The sequence below is a fragment of the Heliorestis convoluta genome (assembly GCF_009649955.1).
In the GTDB taxonomy this organism is placed as follows: domain Bacteria; phylum Bacillota; class Desulfitobacteriia; order Heliobacteriales; family Heliobacteriaceae; genus Heliorestis; species Heliorestis convoluta.
On sequence record NZ_CP045875.1, the window covers coordinates 219800 to 241554 of the forward strand.

At 46.4% G+C, this 21755-nt stretch carries 20 protein-coding genes; 14 read left to right on the forward strand and 6 right to left on the reverse strand.

What is annotated here, in order from left to right:
- Positions 1-22: 22 nt before the first annotated feature.
- From FTV88_RS00960 to FTV88_RS00985, 6 genes are all read right to left on the reverse strand, one after another.
- Positions 23-1213 carry a pyridoxal phosphate-dependent aminotransferase gene (locus FTV88_RS00960; RefSeq protein WP_153723974.1) on the reverse strand — a complete coding sequence of 397 codons (1191 nt, stop codon included), beginning with the start codon at positions 1211-1213 and terminating at the stop codon, positions 23-25.
- A gap of 129 nt (positions 1214-1342) precedes the next feature.
- Complete coding sequence (locus FTV88_RS00965; RefSeq protein ID WP_153723975.1) at positions 1343-3427, reverse strand: thioredoxin domain-containing protein; 2085 nt, start codon at positions 3425-3427, stop codon at positions 1343-1345.
- Positions 3428-3568: 141 nt separating this feature from the next.
- Positions 3569-3919: a HepT-like ribonuclease domain-containing protein gene (locus tag FTV88_RS00970; RefSeq protein WP_153723976.1), complete on the reverse strand. Its 351-nt coding sequence runs from the start codon at positions 3917-3919 to the stop codon at positions 3569-3571.
- A complete protein-coding gene (locus FTV88_RS00975) occupies positions 3900-4202 on the reverse strand; it encodes a nucleotidyltransferase family protein (protein ID WP_153723977.1) in 303 nt (100 codons plus the stop codon). Before FTV88_RS00975 ends, FTV88_RS00970 begins: the two co-directional genes overlap by 20 nt.
- 80 nt (positions 4203-4282) lie before the next feature.
- Positions 4283-4609, reverse strand: a complete 327-nt coding sequence (locus tag FTV88_RS16265; RefSeq protein WP_368277433.1) for a DUF255 domain-containing protein — start codon at positions 4607-4609, stop codon at positions 4283-4285.
- 24 nt (positions 4610-4633) lie between these two features.
- Complete coding sequence (locus FTV88_RS00985; protein WP_153723978.1) at positions 4634-5026, reverse strand: hypothetical protein; 393 nt, start codon at positions 5024-5026, stop codon at positions 4634-4636.
- 312 nt (positions 5027-5338) lie between these two features.
- Between FTV88_RS00985 and FTV88_RS00990 the strand changes: the two genes are divergently transcribed.
- From FTV88_RS00990 to FTV88_RS01050, 14 genes are all read left to right on the forward strand, one after another.
- Positions 5339-6433, forward strand: coding sequence for a permease (locus tag FTV88_RS00990; protein WP_153723979.1), 1095 nt, complete (start codon positions 5339-5341; stop codon positions 6431-6433).
- Between the two features lie 106 nt (positions 6434-6539).
- On the forward strand, positions 6540-7439 hold the full coding sequence (locus FTV88_RS00995; RefSeq protein WP_162007840.1) for a TIGR03943 family putative permease subunit: 900 nt from the start codon (positions 6540-6542) through the stop codon (positions 7437-7439).
- A gap of 136 nt (positions 7440-7575) precedes the next feature.
- Positions 7576-8967: an NAD(P)/FAD-dependent oxidoreductase gene (locus tag FTV88_RS01000; protein WP_153723981.1), complete on the forward strand. Its 1392-nt coding sequence runs from the start codon at positions 7576-7578 to the stop codon at positions 8965-8967.
- Positions 8968-9097: 130 nt separating this feature from the next.
- Positions 9098-9643, forward strand: a complete 546-nt coding sequence (locus tag FTV88_RS01005; protein WP_243137230.1) for a DUF4397 domain-containing protein — start codon at positions 9098-9100, stop codon at positions 9641-9643.
- A gap of 656 nt (positions 9644-10299) precedes the next feature.
- Positions 10300-11637, forward strand: a complete 1338-nt coding sequence (locus tag FTV88_RS01010; protein WP_153723982.1) for an acetyl-CoA hydrolase/transferase C-terminal domain-containing protein — start codon at positions 10300-10302, stop codon at positions 11635-11637.
- A 66-nt stretch (positions 11638-11703) separates the two neighbouring features.
- Entirely contained in the window at positions 11704-11835 is a 132-nt protein-coding gene (locus tag FTV88_RS15960; RefSeq protein ID WP_279236918.1) for a hypothetical protein, read from the forward strand.
- A gap of 217 nt (positions 11836-12052) precedes the next feature.
- On the forward strand, positions 12053-12835 hold the full coding sequence (gene motA / locus FTV88_RS01015) for a flagellar motor stator protein MotA (RefSeq protein ID WP_153723983.1): 783 nt from the start codon (positions 12053-12055) through the stop codon (positions 12833-12835).
- Positions 12835-13629, forward strand: a complete 795-nt coding sequence (locus FTV88_RS01020; protein WP_153723984.1) for a flagellar motor protein MotB — start codon at positions 12835-12837, stop codon at positions 13627-13629. Before motA ends, FTV88_RS01020 begins: the two co-directional genes overlap by 1 nt.
- A 445-nt stretch (positions 13630-14074) precedes the next feature.
- The gene (gene ilvE / locus FTV88_RS01025) at positions 14075-14959 is read left to right on the forward strand and encodes a branched-chain-amino-acid transaminase (protein ID WP_153723985.1); all 885 of its coding nucleotides are present in this window, start codon (positions 14075-14077) and stop codon (positions 14957-14959) included.
- Between the two features lie 62 nt (positions 14960-15021).
- Complete coding sequence (ilvD, locus tag FTV88_RS01030; protein ID WP_153723986.1) at positions 15022-16695, forward strand: dihydroxy-acid dehydratase; 1674 nt, start codon at positions 15022-15024, stop codon at positions 16693-16695.
- A gap of 28 nt (positions 16696-16723) precedes the next feature.
- Complete coding sequence (ilvN, locus tag FTV88_RS01035; RefSeq protein WP_153723987.1) at positions 16724-17203, forward strand: acetolactate synthase small subunit; 480 nt, start codon at positions 16724-16726, stop codon at positions 17201-17203.
- A 158-nt stretch (positions 17204-17361) separates the two neighbouring features.
- On the forward strand, positions 17362-18357 hold the full coding sequence (gene ilvC, locus FTV88_RS01040) for a ketol-acid reductoisomerase (RefSeq protein ID WP_153723988.1): 996 nt from the start codon (positions 17362-17364) through the stop codon (positions 18355-18357).
- Between the two features lie 82 nt (positions 18358-18439).
- On the forward strand, positions 18440-20107 hold the full coding sequence (ilvB, locus tag FTV88_RS01045) for a biosynthetic-type acetolactate synthase large subunit (protein WP_153723989.1): 1668 nt from the start codon (positions 18440-18442) through the stop codon (positions 20105-20107).
- Between the two features lie 26 nt (positions 20108-20133).
- On the forward strand, positions 20134-21684 hold the full coding sequence (locus tag FTV88_RS01050; protein ID WP_153723990.1) for a 2-isopropylmalate synthase: 1551 nt from the start codon (positions 20134-20136) through the stop codon (positions 21682-21684).
- The last annotated feature ends 71 nt before the right edge of the window (positions 21685-21755 follow it).

The following is a 21755-nucleotide window of genomic DNA, read 5'->3' on the forward strand; positions in this document are numbered from 1 at the left end:
CACAAAAGCGGCACAAAAGCCTTTACTTCGGTAGTCCCAATTCCTTAGCCAACGCCGTAAAAGCAGGCAAAGAACGCTCAATCATTGCCTTATCAACACAATAAGCAATACGGAAGTACCCAGGCTGTCCAAAGCCGCTGCCAGGCACAACGAGAATATTGTGCTTCTGCGCAGCCTCCACAAAATCAATGTCTTTTTCCAGAGGAGACTTCGGGAAAAGATAAAAAGCCCCTTCTGGCTTGACCATTTCAAAACCAATCGAAGTCAAATGATTGTATAGCAAATCTCGCTTTTCTTGATACGCTTGTATATCAACACTTTCTCTTTGAATGCCTGCGACCAGTCGTTGCATAAGTGCAGGCGCATTCACAAAGCCGAGGATGCGGTTGCAAAAGACAAGACCATCGACAAGAAGCGCTACTTGGTCAATGCGAGGACTGACAGCAATATAACCAATACGCTCACCGGGCAAAGCCAGATCCTTACTATGAGACGTTACAACAATGCTATTGCGAATATGTCCCAACACAGGAGGTACTTTGACTTGATCGTAAACAATTTTCGCATAAGGCTCATCAGAAACTACATAAATGGTGCGACCATATTGAGCGCTTTTTTCTTCCACCAGCTGGTGGAGTTGATCAAGGCTTTTGCCACTGTAGACAACGCCTGTAGGATTGTTGGGAGAGTTAATAATAATCGCTTTGGTCTTCTCTGTAATGGCCGCGCCAATGGCTTCTAGATCAAGCTGAAAATCTTCACGGCTTTGAACCACCACAGGCGTGCCACCGTGATTGGTAATATAGAATTTATACTCTACAAAAAAAGGTGCAGAGATTATCACTTCATCTTCTGGATCGAGAAGGGCCTTGAAAATCACATTGAGACCACCACCGGCACCAACTGTCATAATTACATGATCAGCTTGTACATCTTCGCCACTGTCTTCGCGCAATACTTCCGCAATCGCGCCACGAGTCTCAGCATAGCCGGCATTGCTCATATAACGATGCATACCGGGGACAGGATGGGTGGCGATTTCTTGTAAAGCTTGTCGGAAAGCCTGTGGAGGCTCATCAGTAGGATTTCCTAAAGTAAAATCATAGACTTTGTCAGCGCCATAAATAGCTTTTAGCCGGCCGCCTTCTTCGAACATCTTACGAATCCATGATGATTGGGACAACTGTGTCTCAATCTTTTTTGCGATAGGAATAAAAATCGCCCCTTTCCATCTTACTCCTATCTATTGTAGAGCTTGTTGCACTATAGCACAACTATAAAAATATCTTTTCGGATCATCATCTTGTTTCTCTCTACAATCTTCTTGCTATTGACATTTTTCTTAATGGGCCTCTAGGCTTGCTTTGACATCATCAAGATTGGTCGTCGGTTGCTGACAAGCAAAGTCACGACAGACGTAGAAGGTCAGGTGATGATCGACCGTTTTCATATCTCGGACAAAAGGCGCCATCTCTTCAATCGCTTTATAATCGGGGCCTGCAAAACGATAAAGGAAAACAGTTTCCGGCAAAAACTGTTGCTCAAGATCCTTCAAGCTTTCCTGCGCTTCTTCAAGATTTTTATCGGCCACGATGACCACTTCATTATTGGGTGTAAAAGCGAAAAAGAGTGCCATCAAAGAATAGCAATGCCCAGCAGGATAGGCAGAGATCTGGGCAGAAAAAGCATTCAGAAGCTCCATCCCTTGATCTTCCCAGGCACTATCACCGGTTAAGCGAGCAAGGCGCAGCAAATTGAGGGCCGAGACAGCATTTCCAGAAGGCGTAGCACCATCGTATATCTGTTTAGGGCGAACTGGCAAAGATTCCCCGTCTCTGCCATAGAAGAAAAAGCCGCCTTCTTCTTGATCCCAGAATAAAGCTGTCTGCGCCTTTTGCAGCGCTATCGTTTTTTGCAGATATTCTGCTTTCTTGCTTGTATGATAAAGCTCTAAGGAAGCGTTAATCAGATAGGCATAATCATCAAGATAGGCTAGGTGCGCTGCTTCCCCATCGCGATAGCGAGCTAGCAAACGGCCTTGATCGTTGCGCAAATGCTTCCATATAAAATGAAAGGATTTTTCAGCCGCCACCAAGTACTGCTCATCCTGCAGAATTCGCGCTCCCATAGCGAGGGCCGCAATCACCATACCGTTCCAAGACGTTAAAATCTTATCATCTTTGTAGGGATGCACTCTTTTTTCACGAAGGACCCATAGCTTTTGCTGCGCTGCAAAAAGCTTGTCTCTCCACTCTTCTTCACCATAGGGAGGACAAAAAGCTTGCTCCCGACCCTTAATACGGTTTAAGATACTCTGCCCCTCGAAGTTGCCTTTTTCAGTTACGTCATAATACTGACAGAAAAGCGTACCCATCTCTTCGCCAAGAGCGGCTTTAATTTCTTGGGGCGTCCAGACATAGAACTTTCCTTCCACGCCTTCAGAATCAGCATCTTCAGCCGAATAGAAACCACCCTCTCGATCGGTCATATCACGAAGCACATAACTGAAAATATCTCGGGCGACTTGGGCGTAAAAGTCATTGCCCGTCGCTTGATAGCATTCTAGATACGCAATGGCTAGCAAAGCATTGTCGTACAGCATTTTTTCAAAGTGCGGTACAAGCCACCTATCGTCGGTTGAATAACGGGAAAAGCCATAGCCAAGATGATCATAAATCCCGCCAGCGTGCATGGATTGCAAAGTTTTCTCAACCATGGCCAAGGCTTCTTCGCTACGGCCATATTTCCAATAGCGCAGCAAAAAAGAGAGATTATGAGGTGTTGGAAATTTAGGCGCATGACCAAAGCCGCCATAGTTTTTGTCAAATTGATTGCGTAACCATTGATAGCCCTCACGCAGAACTTCCGCTCGTAGCTCCTCGTCAGAGCGAGAAGCCACTTCTTTTTGAAGAGACGTAATGGCTCTTTGACCGATAATCTCTAAGTTCGGCCGTTCTGTCTGCCACTTTTCCTGAATCACTGACAATAAATCCATCATGCCAGGCCGTCCGTGCTTGCTATGCTTGGGAAAGTAAGTACCTACAAAAAAAGGTTTTTTATCAGGCGTCAAAAAGACAGTCAAAGGCCAACCACCGTGGCCCGTCATAGATTGGCAAACAGTCATGTAGATATGATCAATATCGGGACGTTCTTCCCGATCTACTTTTACAGCAATAAAAGACTCTTTTAAAAGAGCGGCCACTTCTTCATCTTCGAAGGATTCTTTTTGCATTACGTGACACCAGTGACAAGTGCTATAACCGATGGAGAGGAAGATGGGCTTGTCTTCTTTTTTTGCTTTTTCGAAAGCCTCTTCGCTCCAAGGATACCAGTCCACAGGATTGTAAGCATGCTGCAGGAGATAGGGGCTTTTGGAGTGGATGAGGCTGTTTGGTTTGCGCTTGTGGGGGTTTTGGGTTAGGGCCATATGAAGTAAGACCTCCTAAAAAATGTACATTCCTAGTATGTACAAAAAAGGAAGCCTTACAGCCTCTCTATGGACAGTTTCGTTATTAAAGAAATTAAAAAAGCCAACCATTGCAGTGCCTCTCCAGCAATAGAGGTACTTTTATGGTTGGCTTTCATTTAATAAGCAAACTAGACGATTCTTTAATTCTGGAAGGTTGTGGACATAAGTATCCCAGACAATTTCGAGGTCAACACCGAAGTATTCATGGATAAGCATATTACGCATTGATATTATCATGGACCAAGGAATACCGACATTTCGTTGTTGAAATTCACGAGAAACTTTATTTGCTGCTTCTCCAATAATCTCTAATCGACGAATTACAGCATCTTGTAGCTGTGTTGACTGATAGAACTCTTCTTGGGAAATTACTTGAAGGTAGGTTTCAATTTTTTCAATTGAATCAAGCATATGAATAAGATAGATACGATCACGCTGATTTATTATCATAGATCACCCTCTTTTCTTTTTCCACAATATCTCGAAGGAAAGGGGAGAGTCCCTTTACCGTCACAACATCGACGTCGCGACCTAGTTCATCTTTTAGTTCTTCAATCATCTTGCAAAAATCAAACATAGATTTTCTTGCGTTAGGGGCATATTCAATTAACAAATCAATATCACTATTTTCTGTTTCTTCTCCACGGGCGAAAGAGCCGAAAATAAAAGCCTGTACAACACCATAACGTGAGAAGATAGGCTCTACTTTTTTTTGGATGGCTTGTAGATTCATGTTCTCTCACCTCGAGACTATTATAAATGAAATATGAAAAAATTACCATATTGTTTTACTGATTTCTTATGTAGTTGAGTTTACCGACATGACAACCAGTGGCAGGTGCTATAGCAAATACTTAGAAAAACTGTCTTATCTCCCCTTTTTGCTTTTTCAAAAGCTTCGTCGCACCATTGGTACCAGTCCACGAATTGTAAGCATGCTATAGGAGAGAGGGGCTTTTCGAATGGATCAGGCTGTTTGCTTTGCGATTGTGAGGGTTTTGGATTAGAGCCATTACACATAATCCTTCTAAAAAACGTACAGCTCCAGTATGTACAAAAAAGGAAGTTTTTCAGCCATACGATGATAAAAGCCAGTGAATGCGGACTTGCATTCACTGGCTCAATGTAACGACATGCCATCAGTTGTAGACTTGTCTTCAGCAATCAAGAAATCTTAGCGAGCCGCTCTCGTGAAGATGAGGAAACTACACCATCCTTTACGGGCAGTGCCTCCATCTGATCTAGCAACGCCACCCACTCCGCAGCTGAAAGCTCTAAGGTAGTGCTTTCTTTGAAATGGGACTCAAAGGCACACGTGGTCGGCTTGGGGAACTTCTTGTATCTCCAACTGCCCAAGGTAACGGTAAAGGGAGATTGATCGGGCGAGGTCAGACGGTAATTAACTTGGATGAGATGACCGTTAGGAAAGCGCAGGACAAATGTCTCATAACCGAGATGAACATGATTTTGTTCAATATAATCATAGAATTTTTCCGGCAATAGATCCCGGAGGACCGAAGGCTTCTTCTGAAACAGTCGTTTCCAATACTCGCGCATATGTATCCTGCCTTCCACAAATAAATTAAAGTTTTCACAATATGGGCATTTGAAAAGGCAACCTGGCACCCTGTAAAAGGTTTGCCCAACATTGCCCCTGTCTTTGTCTATGTTTTGATTATAGTGGAAAGCTGCTCATAAATACAATGCATATTTTATATAGAGGGTATAAATATAGATCATATCAAGGTCACAAAAAAGATGTTATGATATTTTTAGAAAAGAAAAAATAAGATGGTAAAAGACGAGTGGAAGAGACAAGCAGAAATACACAATTGTCTCAGATTAATAAATAAAAGGTGATCACAAGAGATGGTACTTTTCAAGCGCTTCGAGCGTATCCTTTTTACCCTCATCTTACTGATGGCGGGAATCATTGTCGTCATTCAGATGCCACACTTCACCAACTTAGAAAGTGGGTCTTTGCTTACACCGCACTTACAAGCTTTTGTAACCATTTTTCTAGCCATTGCCATTGAGGCAACCCCCTTCATCTTGCTAGGCATTTTCGGCTCCGCCTTCTTAGAAGTCTTTGTCAGCGAAAAAGCTTTACAGAAAGTCTTGCCCAAAAACCCTTACATAGGAACACCATTAGCGGGGCTCCTCGGTATTCTTTTTCCTTTCTGCGAATGTGGCATGGTACCCATCGCCAGGCGACTCCTGCTCAAAGGTGTTCGGCCCTCCCAAGTCTTCCCTTTTATGCTCGCCGCTCCGATTATCAACCCCATTACAGCCATTTCTACCTACTACGCCTTTTATGGACAAATGGATATGGTGGCTTTACGCTTTGTCGGCGCTTTTGTTATCGTACTCTTCGTAGGCTACATATTGCTTGTACTAGAAAAAAGAAAAGGAGAGCATAACCTACGTACAGAAATAATACGTCCTCAGGCAAAGATAACAACAGAAGCTTGCGGCTGTAGCCATGGCCATAGTAGCTGTGGACAGAGCCATGGACATCACCATCACCATGGGCAAAACAGCACCATAAAAAGCATTCTTAGCAAGACCAACAACTTTCTTCGCCATGCTGTCGACGAATTCTTCACCGTAGGCGCCTACCTCCTCGTAGGTGCCGCACTTGCCGCAGCCGCCCAGGTCTGGTTGCCCCAATCAAGCTTACAAGTCCTCGGCCAAGAAACCCTTCTAGCTGTACTCACCATGATGCTGCTTGGCTTTGCTTTGTCGATCTGTACAGCGGCCGATGCCTTCGTAGCCGCTGGATTTGTCGGCACCTTCACACCCGGTGCCATCCTAACCTTTCTTATCTTTGGCCCCATGATTGACGTCAAAAACACCCTCATGATGCTAGGCTTCTTCCGCCGCAGCTATGTTTTCTTACTAATAGCCATCGTCTCCACAGCAGCATTACTAGTAGGATTATCAATCGACACCTTTTTTTTCTAGGACCATCCTCCTTATGGAATGCCCCCACCACAAGGTAACTATTTCATAACACAGCAGAACCGCTCCCTGTGTCAATGTGTTATGTAGAAAAGAGGCTGATCATAAAGTGAAGCATCTAACACTAGAAAGAAAGCCCCTCCTACAGGGTCTGCTTCTGCTTCTTTTTAGCATATACCTCTGGCAACTGTACTTTACCGGCAACCTGCCCTACTATATTCACCCTCGCTATATTCCTTTCACAGTAGTAGCTGCCAATGTTTTAACTCTCTTAGCCCTTTACTGCCTTATTCGCAGCATCAAAAGTAGAACCAAAAACAGCACCACGCAAAGCCCTCGCTGGCCCTACGCTGTCTTTAGCGTCATGCTTCTCCTTGGTTTTCTCTTACCACCGCAACCACTTGACCTCTCCTTAAGCAGTCAGAAAAACTTTCGACCCTTCGGCTTTAGCAATCAACCAACGATGGAAGCAAGTACTGGCGGTAGAGGAGAGACCCCTGGCTTTAGGGCCTTTACAGAACTGGATTGGGGCGATTGGGAAGAGTTTGGAGAACTTGAATGGCAAGAAGAACTTGAATACTGTGAAACAGATTGGAACGAATGGGCTATCTTAGAAGCCAATCCTCGTGGCTCCGACGAACAGCCGCCGCATCAAGGCACCATAGTCTTTACCGATCTGAACTTTGTGTCTTATCTCACAGCCATCTTGTCATCACCGCAACAATACTACCAACGGCACGTTGAGATCGAAGGATTTGTCTATCGTGAAGGAGACTACCAAGACAATCACTTTGTCTTGGGCCGTTACGCCATTGTCTGCTGTATCGCCGATGCATCCGTCGTTGGCTTGCTCGCCATCAGTCAAGAGGATCCTGACGTAGATAGTTGGATCAAAGCAAGAGGTACCATCATACCAGGGAGTTATCAAGGCTTTGAGATGCCTGTTCTTCAGATTGAGCGTTGGGAGGAAGTCCAAGATCTACCTTTTCCCTATGTCTACGCACCGTAAAGCATTCTCCAACATTTTTTCCAGCAAAAAACATGGCTTTTCTAGTAAAAAAAGATATACAGCAGCACAAGATTGCAGTATAATACCTATCGGTTTTGTTCTTTTTTTACAGTGAAGATATAGAGGGGAGCTCGCCTTGAATAAAAAATATCATATTGCCATCGTTGGGGGCGGACCATCGGCCATTTTTGCAGCCTATGAACTGATGCAATACAACCACAATCTGAGAATCATTCTATTAGAAGCAGGCCACGACATTTACCAACGCAGTTGTCCCATCGCAGAAAAGAAAGTAAACCACTGCATTGGATGCAAACCTTGTGACATCATGCGTGGCTTTGGAGGAGCAGGCGCCTTCTCCGATGGAAAATATAATTTCACCACAGAATTTGGCGGATGGCTCCAAGAATACATCTCTGACAACGACGTATTGGAACTGATCAATTATGTAGACAAAATCAACCTAGAACGAGGTGCTCCAACAGAATACTTCACAACGGAGAAAAGCAATCTAGGCAAAAAAGTCCTGGCCCAAGACATTCATCTTCTCCAAGCAAAAGTACGACATCTAGGCACTGAAAACAACCTACGTATCTTAGAAAAATTATATGAAGAATTAAAAAGCCAGATCACCTTATGTTGCAACAGTCGCGTAAAGCAGATTCAACCACACGAAGGAATTTTTACACTTTTCGTAGAAGGGCTAGGAGAGCTAGATAGCATCGAGGCCGACTACGTCATTGCTGCACCAGGTCGAGCTGGATCGGAATGGTTTGCAGGACAATGCAAAGAACTAGGTCTTTCCTTATTTAATAACCAAGTTGACGTAGGCGTGCGAGTTGAAATTCCAGCAGAAATCTTTGAACACATTACGGAAGATGTTTATGAAGCCAAGCTCGTCTATCGAACGAAACAATACGGCGACCTCGTCCGAACCTTCTGCATGAACCCCAAAGGCTACGTTGTCGCTGAAAACACAGACGGCATCATCACCGTCAATGGCCACAGCTATCGCGACGAGAAAAAGCACAGCAAAAACACCAACTTCGCCTTGCTCGTCAGCAATCGTTTTACCGAACCCTTTCAAGAACCGCACCAATATGGAAAACGAATCGCTTCCTTTTCTAACCTCCTAGGAGGCGGAGTATTGGTACAACGATTCGGCGATCTGATCAAAGGCAGGAGAACGAACGAACACCGTCTATCTCAAAGCTTTACCAGACCAACCTTGCAAGCTGTACCGGGTGACCTAAGTCTTGTCTTACCAAAGCGTCATCTCGACAATATCATCGAAATGATTTATGCACTTGACAAAATTGCACCCGGCATGGCCAACGACGATACACTACTTTATGGCGTGGAAGTCAAATTCTACAGCTCACGGCTGAAGCTAACCAAAGAACTAGAAACAGAGATTCCGAACATGTTTGCCATTGGCGATGGTGCAGGTGTCACTCGAGGCTTGTCTCAAGCAAGCGCCAGTGGTGTTCACGTAGCTAGAGTGATTCATCAAAGAATAGTAAAATAAAGCCAAAAGCGCTGATCGCAAGGTCAGCGCTTTTGGCTTTCTCTATAGCCCTCCAACAGGCAAAATCACCAAAACACACAGAAAAGCATACTGATGGGAAGGGAAAGTAACTAAGAAAGGTGTGATCCTTGTGAATCCCAGGTTAGCCTACCTGCGATTTCTTCATGCCTCGCCCGATGCACCGGGTGTAGACATTTACGCTAACGGCGTACGAGTTGCACGGAACTTGCGCTATCAAGGTTTTACCCAATATCTTTCGGCGCCACCTGGACGGTATCGCATTCGCGTCTTTCCTGCTGGACAGACGACGAATCCCGTCGTTGACACAGTCATCACCCTATTACCCCAATCTGTCTCAACAGATGCACTCATTGGGCGACTGGCTGATATACAACTACTGCCCATTCGAGAACTGCGCCAACCAATCCGACCAGGACGACTCTACCTACGTTTTGCCCACCTATCGCCGGATGCACCACCGGTCGATCTCACATTGGCCGATGGAACAAGGCTATTTAGAGGTGTAGGCTTTACAGAATCCACGGATTATGTGGAACTAGCACCAGGCACGTACAACTTCCAGCTACGCCTCGTTGGTACCGATGATATTGTACTCCGAGTTCCCAATATCACTTTGCGCCCCGATCGTTTTTACACCATCTATGCAGTAGCTTAGCCGAAGGAAGACCGGGCTTACAAGTGCTCATTCCTTTAGACGGCATCTCCTATTTACCAGTCTAAGTTCCTTTACAGTCCCATATAAAGAAGTATCCAATCTGCGGAACAAAAAAAAAGATATGTATAAACATTTTTAGACAGAAAAAACAAGAAAAAACGCAACAACCATTACCATTTTCTTCCTCCTGGCATATAGATACAGTATCTCTTAGAAAAGGGGGGGGACAAATGAATCGTCGCCGTCGTGTTCTTTCTGTTACCTTGAGACCTGGTGATGTACTATCTGTGCGTTGCGGTCGTCGTCGCAGAATCGCCACTACAACTGTATAGTTTCTTTTCATTTCACCAAGAGGGTACGTAGTAACGTGCCCTTTTTTTTATGCTTTGAGGGCTACCTCTTATCTACAAAAAAACCCTTCCCTTTCCCTTGCTTGCTGAGAGCACTTGTAAAATTTCCAAATGCCATCCAGTTTGCAGAAACAACAGAGCATGGCAAAAAAGTAGAAATTACTATAGATTGAGAGAAGGCGGATAAGATATAAAAAGTATTAGCACAGCTATTGCGATGACTCGAGAAAGTACATTACAATCGTATATGTAACAATAAAGACCCTTGGTATAAGTAGTTGATGACAATTACAAGGGGGAACACCAATGAACTTGCAAGAAAAATACAGCTCTAAAATCATTTCAGCTGAAGCAGCGGCCCAAATGGTCCAATCGGGAGACTGGATAGAATACGGTTTTTGCACCACAGCACCTAGAGCTTTTGACGAAGCCCTGGCCAAGCGCACAGGCGAATTATCCGATGTAGATATTCGCGTCGGTGTATCGGTCTATCCACCAGCTGTTGTAGCTGCTGATCCGGATGGTAAAGTTTTCACCTTCAATTCTTGGCACTACAGCGGCCTCGATCGACGCCTCAGTGCCAGCGGACCTGTATTCTACAACCCTATGAAATTCTCAGAATTGCCACGCTATGTCTTGGAAAATACACCTACTGACGTTTTTGTCGTACAAGTTGCACCCATGGACAAATTTGGCTTTTTCAGCTTTGGTGGCAATGCCAGTCATCACTATGGCGTCATCGAAAGAGCCAAAAAAATCATCGTAGAAGTGAATGAACAAATGCCACGAGTCCATGGTGGTCATGGTCACGGCATTCACATTGATGAAGTCGATTACATCATCGAAGGTGCCAGCCTGCCTTTAACAGAACTTCATCCGGCCCAGGTCAGCGATGTTGATCAGACCATCGCAAGAAGAGTGATGGCAGAGATGCGCGATGGCGATTGCATTCAGCTAGGCATCGGAGGCATGCCCAATGCCCTAGGGAGCATGATTGCCCAATCAGACTTAAAAGACCTAGGCGGCCACACGGAAATGATCAGTGAAAGCTTTGTAGATATGTTCCTCTCTGGCGTTATGAATGGTCGACGCAAAAACATCGACAAAGGCCGCATTGCTTACACTTTCGCTTTAGGCACGAAAAAACTCTACGACTTTCTCGATGACAACCCCTTTTGTGCCAATTACCCAGTAGACTATACCAACTCCGCTTCTGTCGCCGCCTCCATTGACAACCTTGTTACTATCAACAACGCCGTCGAAATCGATCTCTTTGGACAGGTCTGCTCCGAATCGGCAGGCATTCGCAACATCAGTGGCTCCGGTGGGCAGCTTGACTTTGTCATTGCAGGGTACCTCTCCAAAGGCGGTCGAAGCTTTATCTGCCTTTCTTCTTGCTACAAAGACAAAGCCGGTCAATTGCACTCTCGCCTTGTGCCGACCATCACGCCCGGTGGCATCATCACCGATCCCAGAGCAACAACCATGTATGTAGTCACTGAATACGGCATGTTCAACTGCAAAGGCATGAGCACCTGGCAGCGAGCAGAGGGGCTCATCAACATCGCCCATCCAGACTTCCGAGAAGAACTGATCGCCCAAGCTGAAGCCATGAAAATCTGGAAAAGAAGCAACAAGAGATAAAAATTTCCAAGAATCTAGTATAAAACCTCCCAAAAGTTCAAATCATATGCTTGGGAGGTGATAGGGGTGGATAAAGCCCAGAAAAAGGCCCTCAAAAATCAGTACAAAGCAAAGATGTCTGGTGATGTTGAAGCAGGTAAAGAACTAACACCTGTGCCAGGAGACTTGCAATGTGCTGACATGCCCAAAGATAAGTAACCTCTTAACGTAGCACTGCACAGTATAAACGTAGAACTAAAGTATAAATCATTATAGTTTCCCTGACTGTATAAGAAAAAGAGTCGCCCACTTGTGGCGGCTCTTTTTCCTTGCAGCCCAAGTCTATCCATAGCTGGATAGAAAGGTTGGGTTACAGGATTGCAGAAGCTGTGGTAAAATCTTCATAAGAAGATTACATAACTGAGGTGTTGAAGATATGGATATAGCATTGCTCCTGGGCTTAGCTTTGGGTATATTCTCTGTCGTAGGCGGTATGGTAGCGAAAGGTGCCAGCCTTGCTGTTCTTATCAACCCTGCCGCTATCATTATCATCTTCGTTGGAACTTTTGCGGCTCTGTTGAACTCTTTCCCTATGAAAGAAATCAAAAAAATACCCGCTCTATTTGGTGTTCTCTTTAAGGAACAAAAGCTGTCAGAACCCGTTGTCATCATTGAACAAATGACCGAAATGGCCCAGCAAGCTCGAAGAGAAGGTCTACTTTCTTTGGAAGCATCGATTGATAGCCTGAACGAACCCTTCTTAAAGACAGGGATTCGCCTTATCGTAGACGGGCAAGGCGAAGAATTTGTACGAGAACTTCTAGAAGCAGATATAGAAGCCATGGAAGAAAGGCATCGTGCAGGTGCACAAATCTTTACTTCAGCTGGTACATACGCTCCCACGCTTGGCGTTCTTGGCGCCGTCATCGGTCTTATTGGCGCACTGGGTAACTTAGAAGATGTCAACGCTCTTGGTAACATGATTGCCGCTGCCTTCGTCGCCACCCTCTTTGGTATCTTCACGGGCTATGTTATTGGTCACCCTTTTGCTACGAAGCTCAAAAGAAAATCACAGGAAGAAGTAAAGTTAAAAACCATGATGCTCGAAGGCATTCTTTCCATACAGGTTGGCAGCAGTCCCGTACAGATTCGAGAAAAAATGATGATTTATTTAACCCAAGCTGAACGAGAAAGGATGGACAAGGAAGGGACTGAATAATGGCTAAGAAAAAAAAACATCATCACGAAGAACATGTTGATGAGAGTTGGCTGATTCCGTATGCTGATATACTGACACTCCTCTTAGCCCTTTTCATCGTTATGTTCGCCACAGCCCAAGTAGATCAGCAACGGTTTGAAGCAGTCAGGCAAGCTCTAGAGACGGTCTTCAAAGGCGGAACCGGAATCATGATGAACCCTAGTATGCAAGAGACCGAAGGAACGAGTGACGAAATGCAAGATAGTAACGTCACCGAGTCTTTTCAAGAAGCTAGAAGCTTTGACGATCTCAAAGAAAAAATTGACCGACTCATTGACGAACAAGGATTGTCCAACGAAATCTATTCGGGCATCTTTGCCGAAGGACTTCAAATCTCCTTTCGCGACGCAGCGCTCTTTGACTCCGGTCGAGCCAACCTGCGAGCCGAAGCCTTGTCCATTCTCAATGAGCTGTCTATCCTCTTAGAAAACATCGACAACGAGATTCGGGTTGCCGGTCACACCGATAATTTGCCGATTAACACACCAGAATTTCCTTCTAACTGGGATTTAAGCGCAAAGCGTTCGTTGAATGTTATGAAGTACATTCTGAACAATCCTAACTTAGATCCGGCGCGCTTTACCGCCGTTGGCTACAGCGAATACAGGCCCATCGCGACGAACAGCACGCCGGAAGGGAGAGCACAGAATCGCAGAGTAGAAGTTCTCATCATTCGCCAATTCGAAGAAACTACAGGATTAAGCCCATCGAACACATCGACAGAAAGGGCTCCGATTCGATTTGTTGACAGTTAGAGTCTGTCGAATAAGAGAGCATCACAAAAGTCCATCAAAGTTATTGACACGAAGAGGCAAATTTGACTATACTAAGGGTCAAAGTACATTTGCAAAACAACGACAATGACGGGTGCCAATACATCGAAGTCCCTTAGTTACAGAGAGCCGGAGTAGCTGCAAACCGGTACTAATACGTCGATGTTGTCTCTCCCTTGAGTCGCTCGCCCAACGGCCACATAAAGCCCAGTAGGTGGAGCCGGATGGAATGCCAAGCAGGCATAAGCGTCCGTTATCATGCTCACTCGGTGAAAGCCATTCACCGTGCAAGGGGTTGTCTTTTAAAAAAGGCAACAAACAGGGTGGTACCGCGGGAAAATCCTCTCGTCCCTGACAGGCTTTTTTACCTGTCCGGACGAGAGGTTTTTGTATATACAGAGATATTAAGAAGGAGAGAAAATACAAGATGAGCCTCCTCATTTACCTTGACGGTGAATTTGTACAAGAAGATCAGGCGAAAGTATCGGTATTCGATCATGGCTATCTTTATGGCGATGGCATCTTTGAAGGAATTCGTGCCTACAACGGTCGCGTCTTCAAGCTAAAAGAACATATTGATCGCCTTTATGACTCTGCCAAGGCTATCAACATGACCATTCCACTGAATGCAGACGAGATGACTGAAGTGGTTCTTGAATCCCTTCGACGCAACAACCTGCGCGATGGCTACATCCGACTGGTCGTATCAAGAGGCAAGGGCGATCTCGGCCTAGACCCACGGAAGTGTCCCAAAGCCTCCGTTCTCTGTATAGCAGCTGCCATTACACTATATCCCAAAGAGTGCTATGAAAATGGACTAGATGTCATCACCGTGGCTACTCGACGGAATATACCCGAAGCGCTGAACCCTCGCATCAAGTCTCTTAATTATCTGAATAACATTTTAGCCAAAATAGAAGCAGCCCGCGCCGGCGTCTTAGAAGCAATTATGCTCAATCAAGAAGGATATGTCGCCGAGTGTACGGGAGACAATATTTTTATCGTCAAAAATGGTCGTCTCATCACACCACCGCCACACGTGGGCATTTTAGAAGGCATTACACGGAACTGCGTTATGGAATTAGCTCGTCAGCGTGACATTGAAGTAAAAGAACAAGTTTTTGCTCGCTATGACGTCTACACAGCCGATGAAGTCTTCCTCACGGGTACAGCAGCAGAAGTCATTCCTGTCGTCACCGTTGACGGTCGCACCATTGGCAACGGTCAGCCAGGGCCTATGACCAAAGCGCTCACTGGAGACTTTCATCAGTTGACGCAATCAGAAGCAGCTGGAGCAGCTATCAATCCATAAAAAAATTGCAATATAATTGCCAAATAAGGCAAAGCATGAAATAGACAAGTGAGGAGATCACCGTGGAAAAGCATAAAGGGCGGAGCCACGCCGTAACCCATGGCGTAGAAAAAGCACCCCATCGATCGCTCTTTCGAGCACTCGGACTGACCCAAGAAGAACTGTCTCGCCCCATGATCGGTATCGTCAACGCCCAGAACGATGTCGTTCCTGGTCACATGCACCTTGATACGATTGCAGATGCAGTCAAAGCAGGCGTACGTATGGCCGGCGGAACACCGCTTGCCTTTCCTGTGATCGCGGTCTGTGACGGCATCGCCATGAATCATATTGGCATGAAGTACTCCCTCGCTTCTCGAGAAATCATCGCCGATTCCATCGAGATTATGACCATGGCCCATGGCTTTGACGCCCTTGTCTTCATACCAAGCTGTGACAAAGTCGTTCCAGGTATGTTGATGGCAGCAGCTAGGCTGAACATTCCTTCCATCTTCATCAGTGGCGGACCGATGCTAGCAGGACGTTTCCAAGGTAGAAAAGTTTCACTTACTACCGTCTTTGAAGGCGTTGGTGCTCACAAAGCTGGCAAAATGACCGACGAAGAACTACAAGAACTAGAAGACAAAGCTTGTCCTACCTGTGGTTCTTGCTCTGGTATGTTTACAGCCAACTCCATGAATTGCCTTACCGAAGCACTGGGCGTGGCATTGCCAGGCAACGGAACCATTCCAGCCGTTTATTCAGCTCGACTGCGCTTGGCCAAAGAAAGTGGCATGAAAATCATGGAGTTACTGGAAAAAGACATCAAGGCATTAGATATCATGACAGAGAAAGCCTTTGAAAACGCCCTAACTGTTGATATGGCCTTAGGCTGTTCTACCAATACACTGTTGCATCTACCAGCCATTGCTCATGAAGCAGGCGTTGAACTTAATCTTGACCTCGTTAACGAAGTCAGTGCCCGAACACCCCACCTTTGCAAACTAGCACCAGCAGGCGATCAGCACATTGAAGATCTCGATAGTGCTGGTGGCATTCCTGCGGTGATGAATGTGCTCCATCAACAAGGATTGATCGACGGCTCTTTGCGCAATGTTACCGGTGGCACTGTTGCTGAAACGATTGCCAATGCTCCTAACTTCGATCCAGAAGTTCTTCGCCCGATCGAAAAGGCCTACAGTCCCACAGGCGGTTTAGCCGTTCTACGCGGTAACATCGCTCCCGATGGTGCGGTTGTCAAAAAAGGTGCCGTAGCACCAGAAATGATGAATCACCAAGGACCAGCCCGCGTATTCAATGGGGAAGAAGAAGCTGTGGAGGCCATCTTAGGCGGCAAGATACATCCTGGTGATGTTATCGTCATTCTGTACGAAGGTCCTAAAGGCGGTCCAGGTATGCGCGAGATGCTTACACCTACAGCTGCCATTGCCGGCATGGGCTTAGACAAAGAAGTAGCCTTGATCACAGATGGGCGCTTCTCTGGTGCTACCCGCGGAGCCTCCATTGGTCACGTCTCCCCGGAAGCAGCCGAAGGCGGCCCCATCGGCCTCGTTCAAGAAGGCGACCTTATCACTATAGATATAGAAAAAGGCAAGCTTCAGCTTGAAGTGGCAGAAGAAGAACTGGCTCAAAGACAAAAGCAATGGCAAAAGCCAGAAAGTAAGATTACCAAAGGATACATGTCTCGTTATGCACAGAAAGTGCTTTCAGCCTCAACAGGCGCTCGCATGAGGTAAAGGTAAGCAGGGGAGGAGGTAGAAGCCGATGCGGCACACTCTATCGGTTTTGGTGGAGAACAAGCCCGGGATACTTACACGCGTCGCAGGATTATTTGCCCGTCGTGGCTACAACATCGAAAGTCTCGCAGTCGGTGAAACAGAAAATTCCTCCATATCTCGCATGACCATCGTCGTTGACGGAGACGGGAAAATCATCGAACAGGTAACGAAGCAACTGCACAAGCTTGTCGACGTATTAAAGATCCAAGACATTACCAACGACCCTTCTGTTGACAGAGAGCTTGTACTAATAAAGGTAAATGCTGATGCTAGCACGCGCGGCGAAATCATGCAAATCGTAGAAATCTTTCGAGCCCATATCGTTGATCTCAGTCGCAACTCCCTGATCATTGAAATCACAGGTGATCAGAACAAAATTGAAGCCATCTGTACGGCTTTACGGCCCTTTGGAGTGCGCGAACTCACCCGGACCGGCCGTATCTCCATGATGCGTGGAAGCAAGTAACTCGCAATGCTTAAAAGAAAGACACTCCACAGATGAAACAGAGTGAATCATTTATCCTATAAAAAATTCCTCTGTACTCACTGTGTCTCTGTGGTTTTCTTACAATAAATACCTACCCAAAAAAGATACAAAAAGAATAATCGGAGGCGCATTAGAACATGAACATCTACTACGAAGGTGACGCAGATCTCTCTTTACTCGAAGGCAAAACAATTGCAGTAATCGGTTATGGTAGCCAAGGCCATGCCCAAGCGCAGAACTTAAAAGATTCCGGCTTGAACGTGATTATCGGTCTTCGCCCTGGCTCAGCAAGAGAACAGGAAGCGAAAGAATTTGGCTTTGAAGTATGCTCCGTAGCAGAAGCGGCTGCCAAAGCTGACGTAATTCAGATTCTGATTCCTGACGAGCGTCAAGGCAAAGTATACCGCGAAGAAATCCTGCCGAATTTACAAGAAGGCAACGTACTTTGCTTCTCTCATGGCTTTAACATTCACTTTGGACAAATCCAACCACCTGCCAACGTAGATGTCATCATGGTTGCACCAAAAAGCCCCGGCCACATGGTTCGCCGTATGTACACCAAAGGCGCTGGCGTTCCTACATTGATCGCCATCCATCAAGATTACAGCGGTCGCGCTCGTGACTTCGCTCTTGCTTACGCCAAAGGTACTGGCGGCACTCGCGCTGGCGTAATTGAAACTACTTTCAAAGAAGAGACAGAAACCGATCTCTTCGGCGAACAAGTTGTACTCTGCGGTGGCGCTTCTGCCCTTGTCAAAGCGGGCTTTGAAACGCTCGTAGAAGCAGGATACTCTCCAGAAATGGCATACTTTGAGTGCCTCCATGAGCTAAAGCTTATCGTCGACCTCATGTACGAAGGCGGCATCTCCATGATGCGCTACTCCATCTCTGACACAGCACAATGGGGTGACATGATCATTGGACCTCGTATCGTCACCGACGAAACGAAAAAAGAAATGGCCAAAGCGCTAAAAGAAATTCAAGATGGCACTTTCGCCAAAGAATGGCTCGTAGAAAATGAAGTGAATCGCCCACGCTTCAACGCTTTAGCCAAAGCCGATGAGAATCATGAAATCGAAGTTGTCGGCAAAAAGCTTCGCGCCATGATGCCCTGGTTAAAAGAAGTAAAATAAAGCCACCTACCAAATAAAAGGCCCCACCTACAAGGGGCCTTCCCTGTATCAACAGGGTGGGAAGAAAATGGGGGGATTGGAAATGGAAATGAACGGAGCCCAGGCACTGCTTAAAAGCCTGGAGGCAAAAGGTGCTACAGTAATATTTGGCTATCCCGGAGGCGCCGTTTTACCTATCTATGACGCCTTACTGGACTCTTCCATCCGGCACATCCTTGTAAGAAACGAACAAGGCGCTGCCCATGCCGCTAGTGGCTTTGCCAGATCAACAGGCCAGCCGGGGATTTGTCTGGCCACATCAGGTCCAGGCGCCACCAATCTCGTCACAGGCATTGCCACCGCATACATGGACTCCATACCCCTCATTGCTATCACGGGACAGGTCCCCTCATCCATGATCGGAACCGATGCTTTTCAAGAAGTAGATATTACCGGCATTACCATGCCGATAACCAAACACAGTTACTTGGTCAAAGACGTTAACGACATTCCAAAGATTGTAGGAGAAGCATTCCATATTGCTTCCACAGGTCGTCCGGGACCTGTTCTGATCGACATTCCCAAAGACGTCTTACAAGCAACTTGTAATACTTCCATCGAAAAAGTAGAAATCGATCTGCCCGGGTACCGCCCAACCGTCAAAGGACACAAATCACAGATCAAAAATGCAGCCAAGATGATAGAAGAAGCAGAGCGACCTGTTATCATGGTTGGTGGCGGCGTCATACACGCCAAAGCGACGGAACAACTTTTCGAACTGGCCACCAAAGCCAACATCCCCGTTGCAACAACCCTAATGGCTGTCAGCGCTTTTCCAGAAAAGAATCCTCTTTCTCTAGGTCTTATGGGCATGCACGGAACAGCCTATGCCAACTTAGCTGTTACCAAAGCCGATCTCGTCATTGGCATCGGTGTTCGCTTCGGCGATCGCGCCATCGGCAATCCCGATAAATTTGCCCCTGGTGCAAAGATTATCCACATCGATATCGATCCAGCTGAAATCGGCAAAAACGCTACCATTAACGTACCAATTGTCGGTGATGCTAAGTTGGTTCTTCAAGAACTGAACGAGAAAATATCTAAGCAAAAGCGGCAACCCTGGTTGGCGCAGATCGAAGAATGGAAAGAACAAAGAGGCTTGCGCTACAACGAAGAAGCCCTGACGGCGCAATATGTGATTGAGCAAGTCGGCAACATGACACGAGATCGAGCGTGGGTTCTTACCGACGTAGGACAGCACCAGATGTGGACGGCTCTCTTTTACAAGTTCCAAAAGCCAGGAAGATTCATCACATCAGCCGGTCTCGGTTGCATGGGCTACGGCTTGCCTGCCGCGAACGGCGTACAGACAGGTTGTCCCGATGATCTGGTTATCTTGTTCACGGGCGACGGATCCATTCAGATGATGATGCAAGAACTAGGCACTGCACGCCAAGAGAAGCTACCCCTTAAGATTATTCTTTTTAACAATCATGCTCTTGGCATGGTGCGACAATTGCAGCACTTCTATTGTGAAAAGCGCTATTCCGGCGTTAAAATGACTTTTAATCCAGAATTTGAAGACCTAGCCCGATCTTACGGCATTGCCTACCATCGAATCACAGAAAAAGAAAAAGCCATCCATACCCTGACAGAAGCCTTGAATGAACCGGGCATGGTTATGGTAGAAGTGATGGTAGACGAAAAGGATCTCGTCTATCCTTCTGTACTCGGGAATAAAGGTTTAGACGAAACACTATTGCAAGAATAAGGTACGAGTAAAAAAGGGGGATTCCCATGTCCAAGCGAGTCGTCATTTTCGATACCACGCTGCGCGACGGCGAGCAGTCTCCAGGCGTTAGCTTAAACATCCAGGAAAAGCTGGAAATCGCCCACCAGCTGGCTCGCCTGGGCGTGGACGTAATTGAAGCTGGATTTCCCATTGCATCGCCGGGAGATTTCGAAGCTGTCAAAGCAGTAGCCGATAAAGTAAAAGGCCCTGTCATCGCTGGCCTAGCGAGAGCGAACCGCAAAGATATCGAAAAAGCAGCCGAAGCCTTACGAGGTGCCGAAAGCGCACGGATCCACACCTTTATTGCTACCTCAGATATTCACATGCAACATAAGCTGCGCATGACGCGGGAACAAGTCTTAGAAAGAGCGGTAGAAGCCGTCAAGCTTTCCAAAACCTTTACGTCTGACGTAGAATTTTCTGCCGAAGACGCTTTTCGCAGTGAAGTCGATTTTCTCTGTCAGATCTTCAGCGCAGTTATCGAAGCTGGTGCCACGACCATCAACATTCCTGACACCGTCGGCTACGCTACGCCGCAGGAATTTGGTCGATTTATCCATGACGTCATTAACGGGACGCCGAACATCAACAAAGCTGTTGTTTCTGTCCACTGCCACAACGACTTAGGCCTTGGCGTAGCCAACTCCCTCGCTGCCTTAGAAAATGGCGCTCGACAAATCGAATGTACCATTAACGGCATTGGCGAACGAGCCGGCAACGCTTCCATGGAAGAACTTGTTATGGCTCTTTACACACGTCAAGCTTTCTATGACCTGGACACAAGCATCAACAAAAGCGAAATTTACCGCACTTCTCGCCTCGTTTCCAACCTCACTGGCATGATCGTACAACCGAACAAAGCTATTGTGGGCAAAAATGCTTTCGCTCACGAGTCCGGTATTCATCAAGATGGTGTCTTAAAAGAGCGCACTACCTATGAGATTATGAACCCGCAAATGATCGGCATTTTTACGAACAACATCGTCCTTGGCAAGCACTCAGGACGCCATGCCTTTCGAGAGCGCCTCAAAGAACTGGGCTATCAACTGAGCGAAGAAGAATTGGATAAAGCATTTGGTCGCTTCAAAGCCCTTGCTGATCGCAAGAGAGACATTACTGACCACGATCTCGCTGTTATCGTAGAAGAGGAAATGCGCACCATTCCCGAAGTCTACAGCTTAGAATACCTGCATATTAACAGCGGCACCACCCTCGTCCCAACAGCCACCATTCGACTCAGACGAGAAGACGAAGTGCTCGCAGAAGCTTCTTGTGGCGACGGACCTATCGACGCAGTCTACAAAACCATCGACAAACTAACGCAACTTCCCGTCCGCCTCGCCGCCTATAACATCAACGCCACCACAGCAGGACAAGACTCACAAGGCGAAGTCAGCGTCAAACTCGAGTACAAAGGACGCTACCACACCGGCCGTGGCGTAGACACGGACATTCTAGTCGCCTCTGTCAAAGCCTACATCAACGCCATCAACAAGATTATTTTCGAAAAAAATCACCTAGAAACCCGTCCTTCTGAAAAAGAAAGAGCCATTTAAGATAAAGCTGAACTGAGAATGCAGAGGGAATGGTGATCTTTGTAGAACAACACCAAAGAACCGTCCCCCTG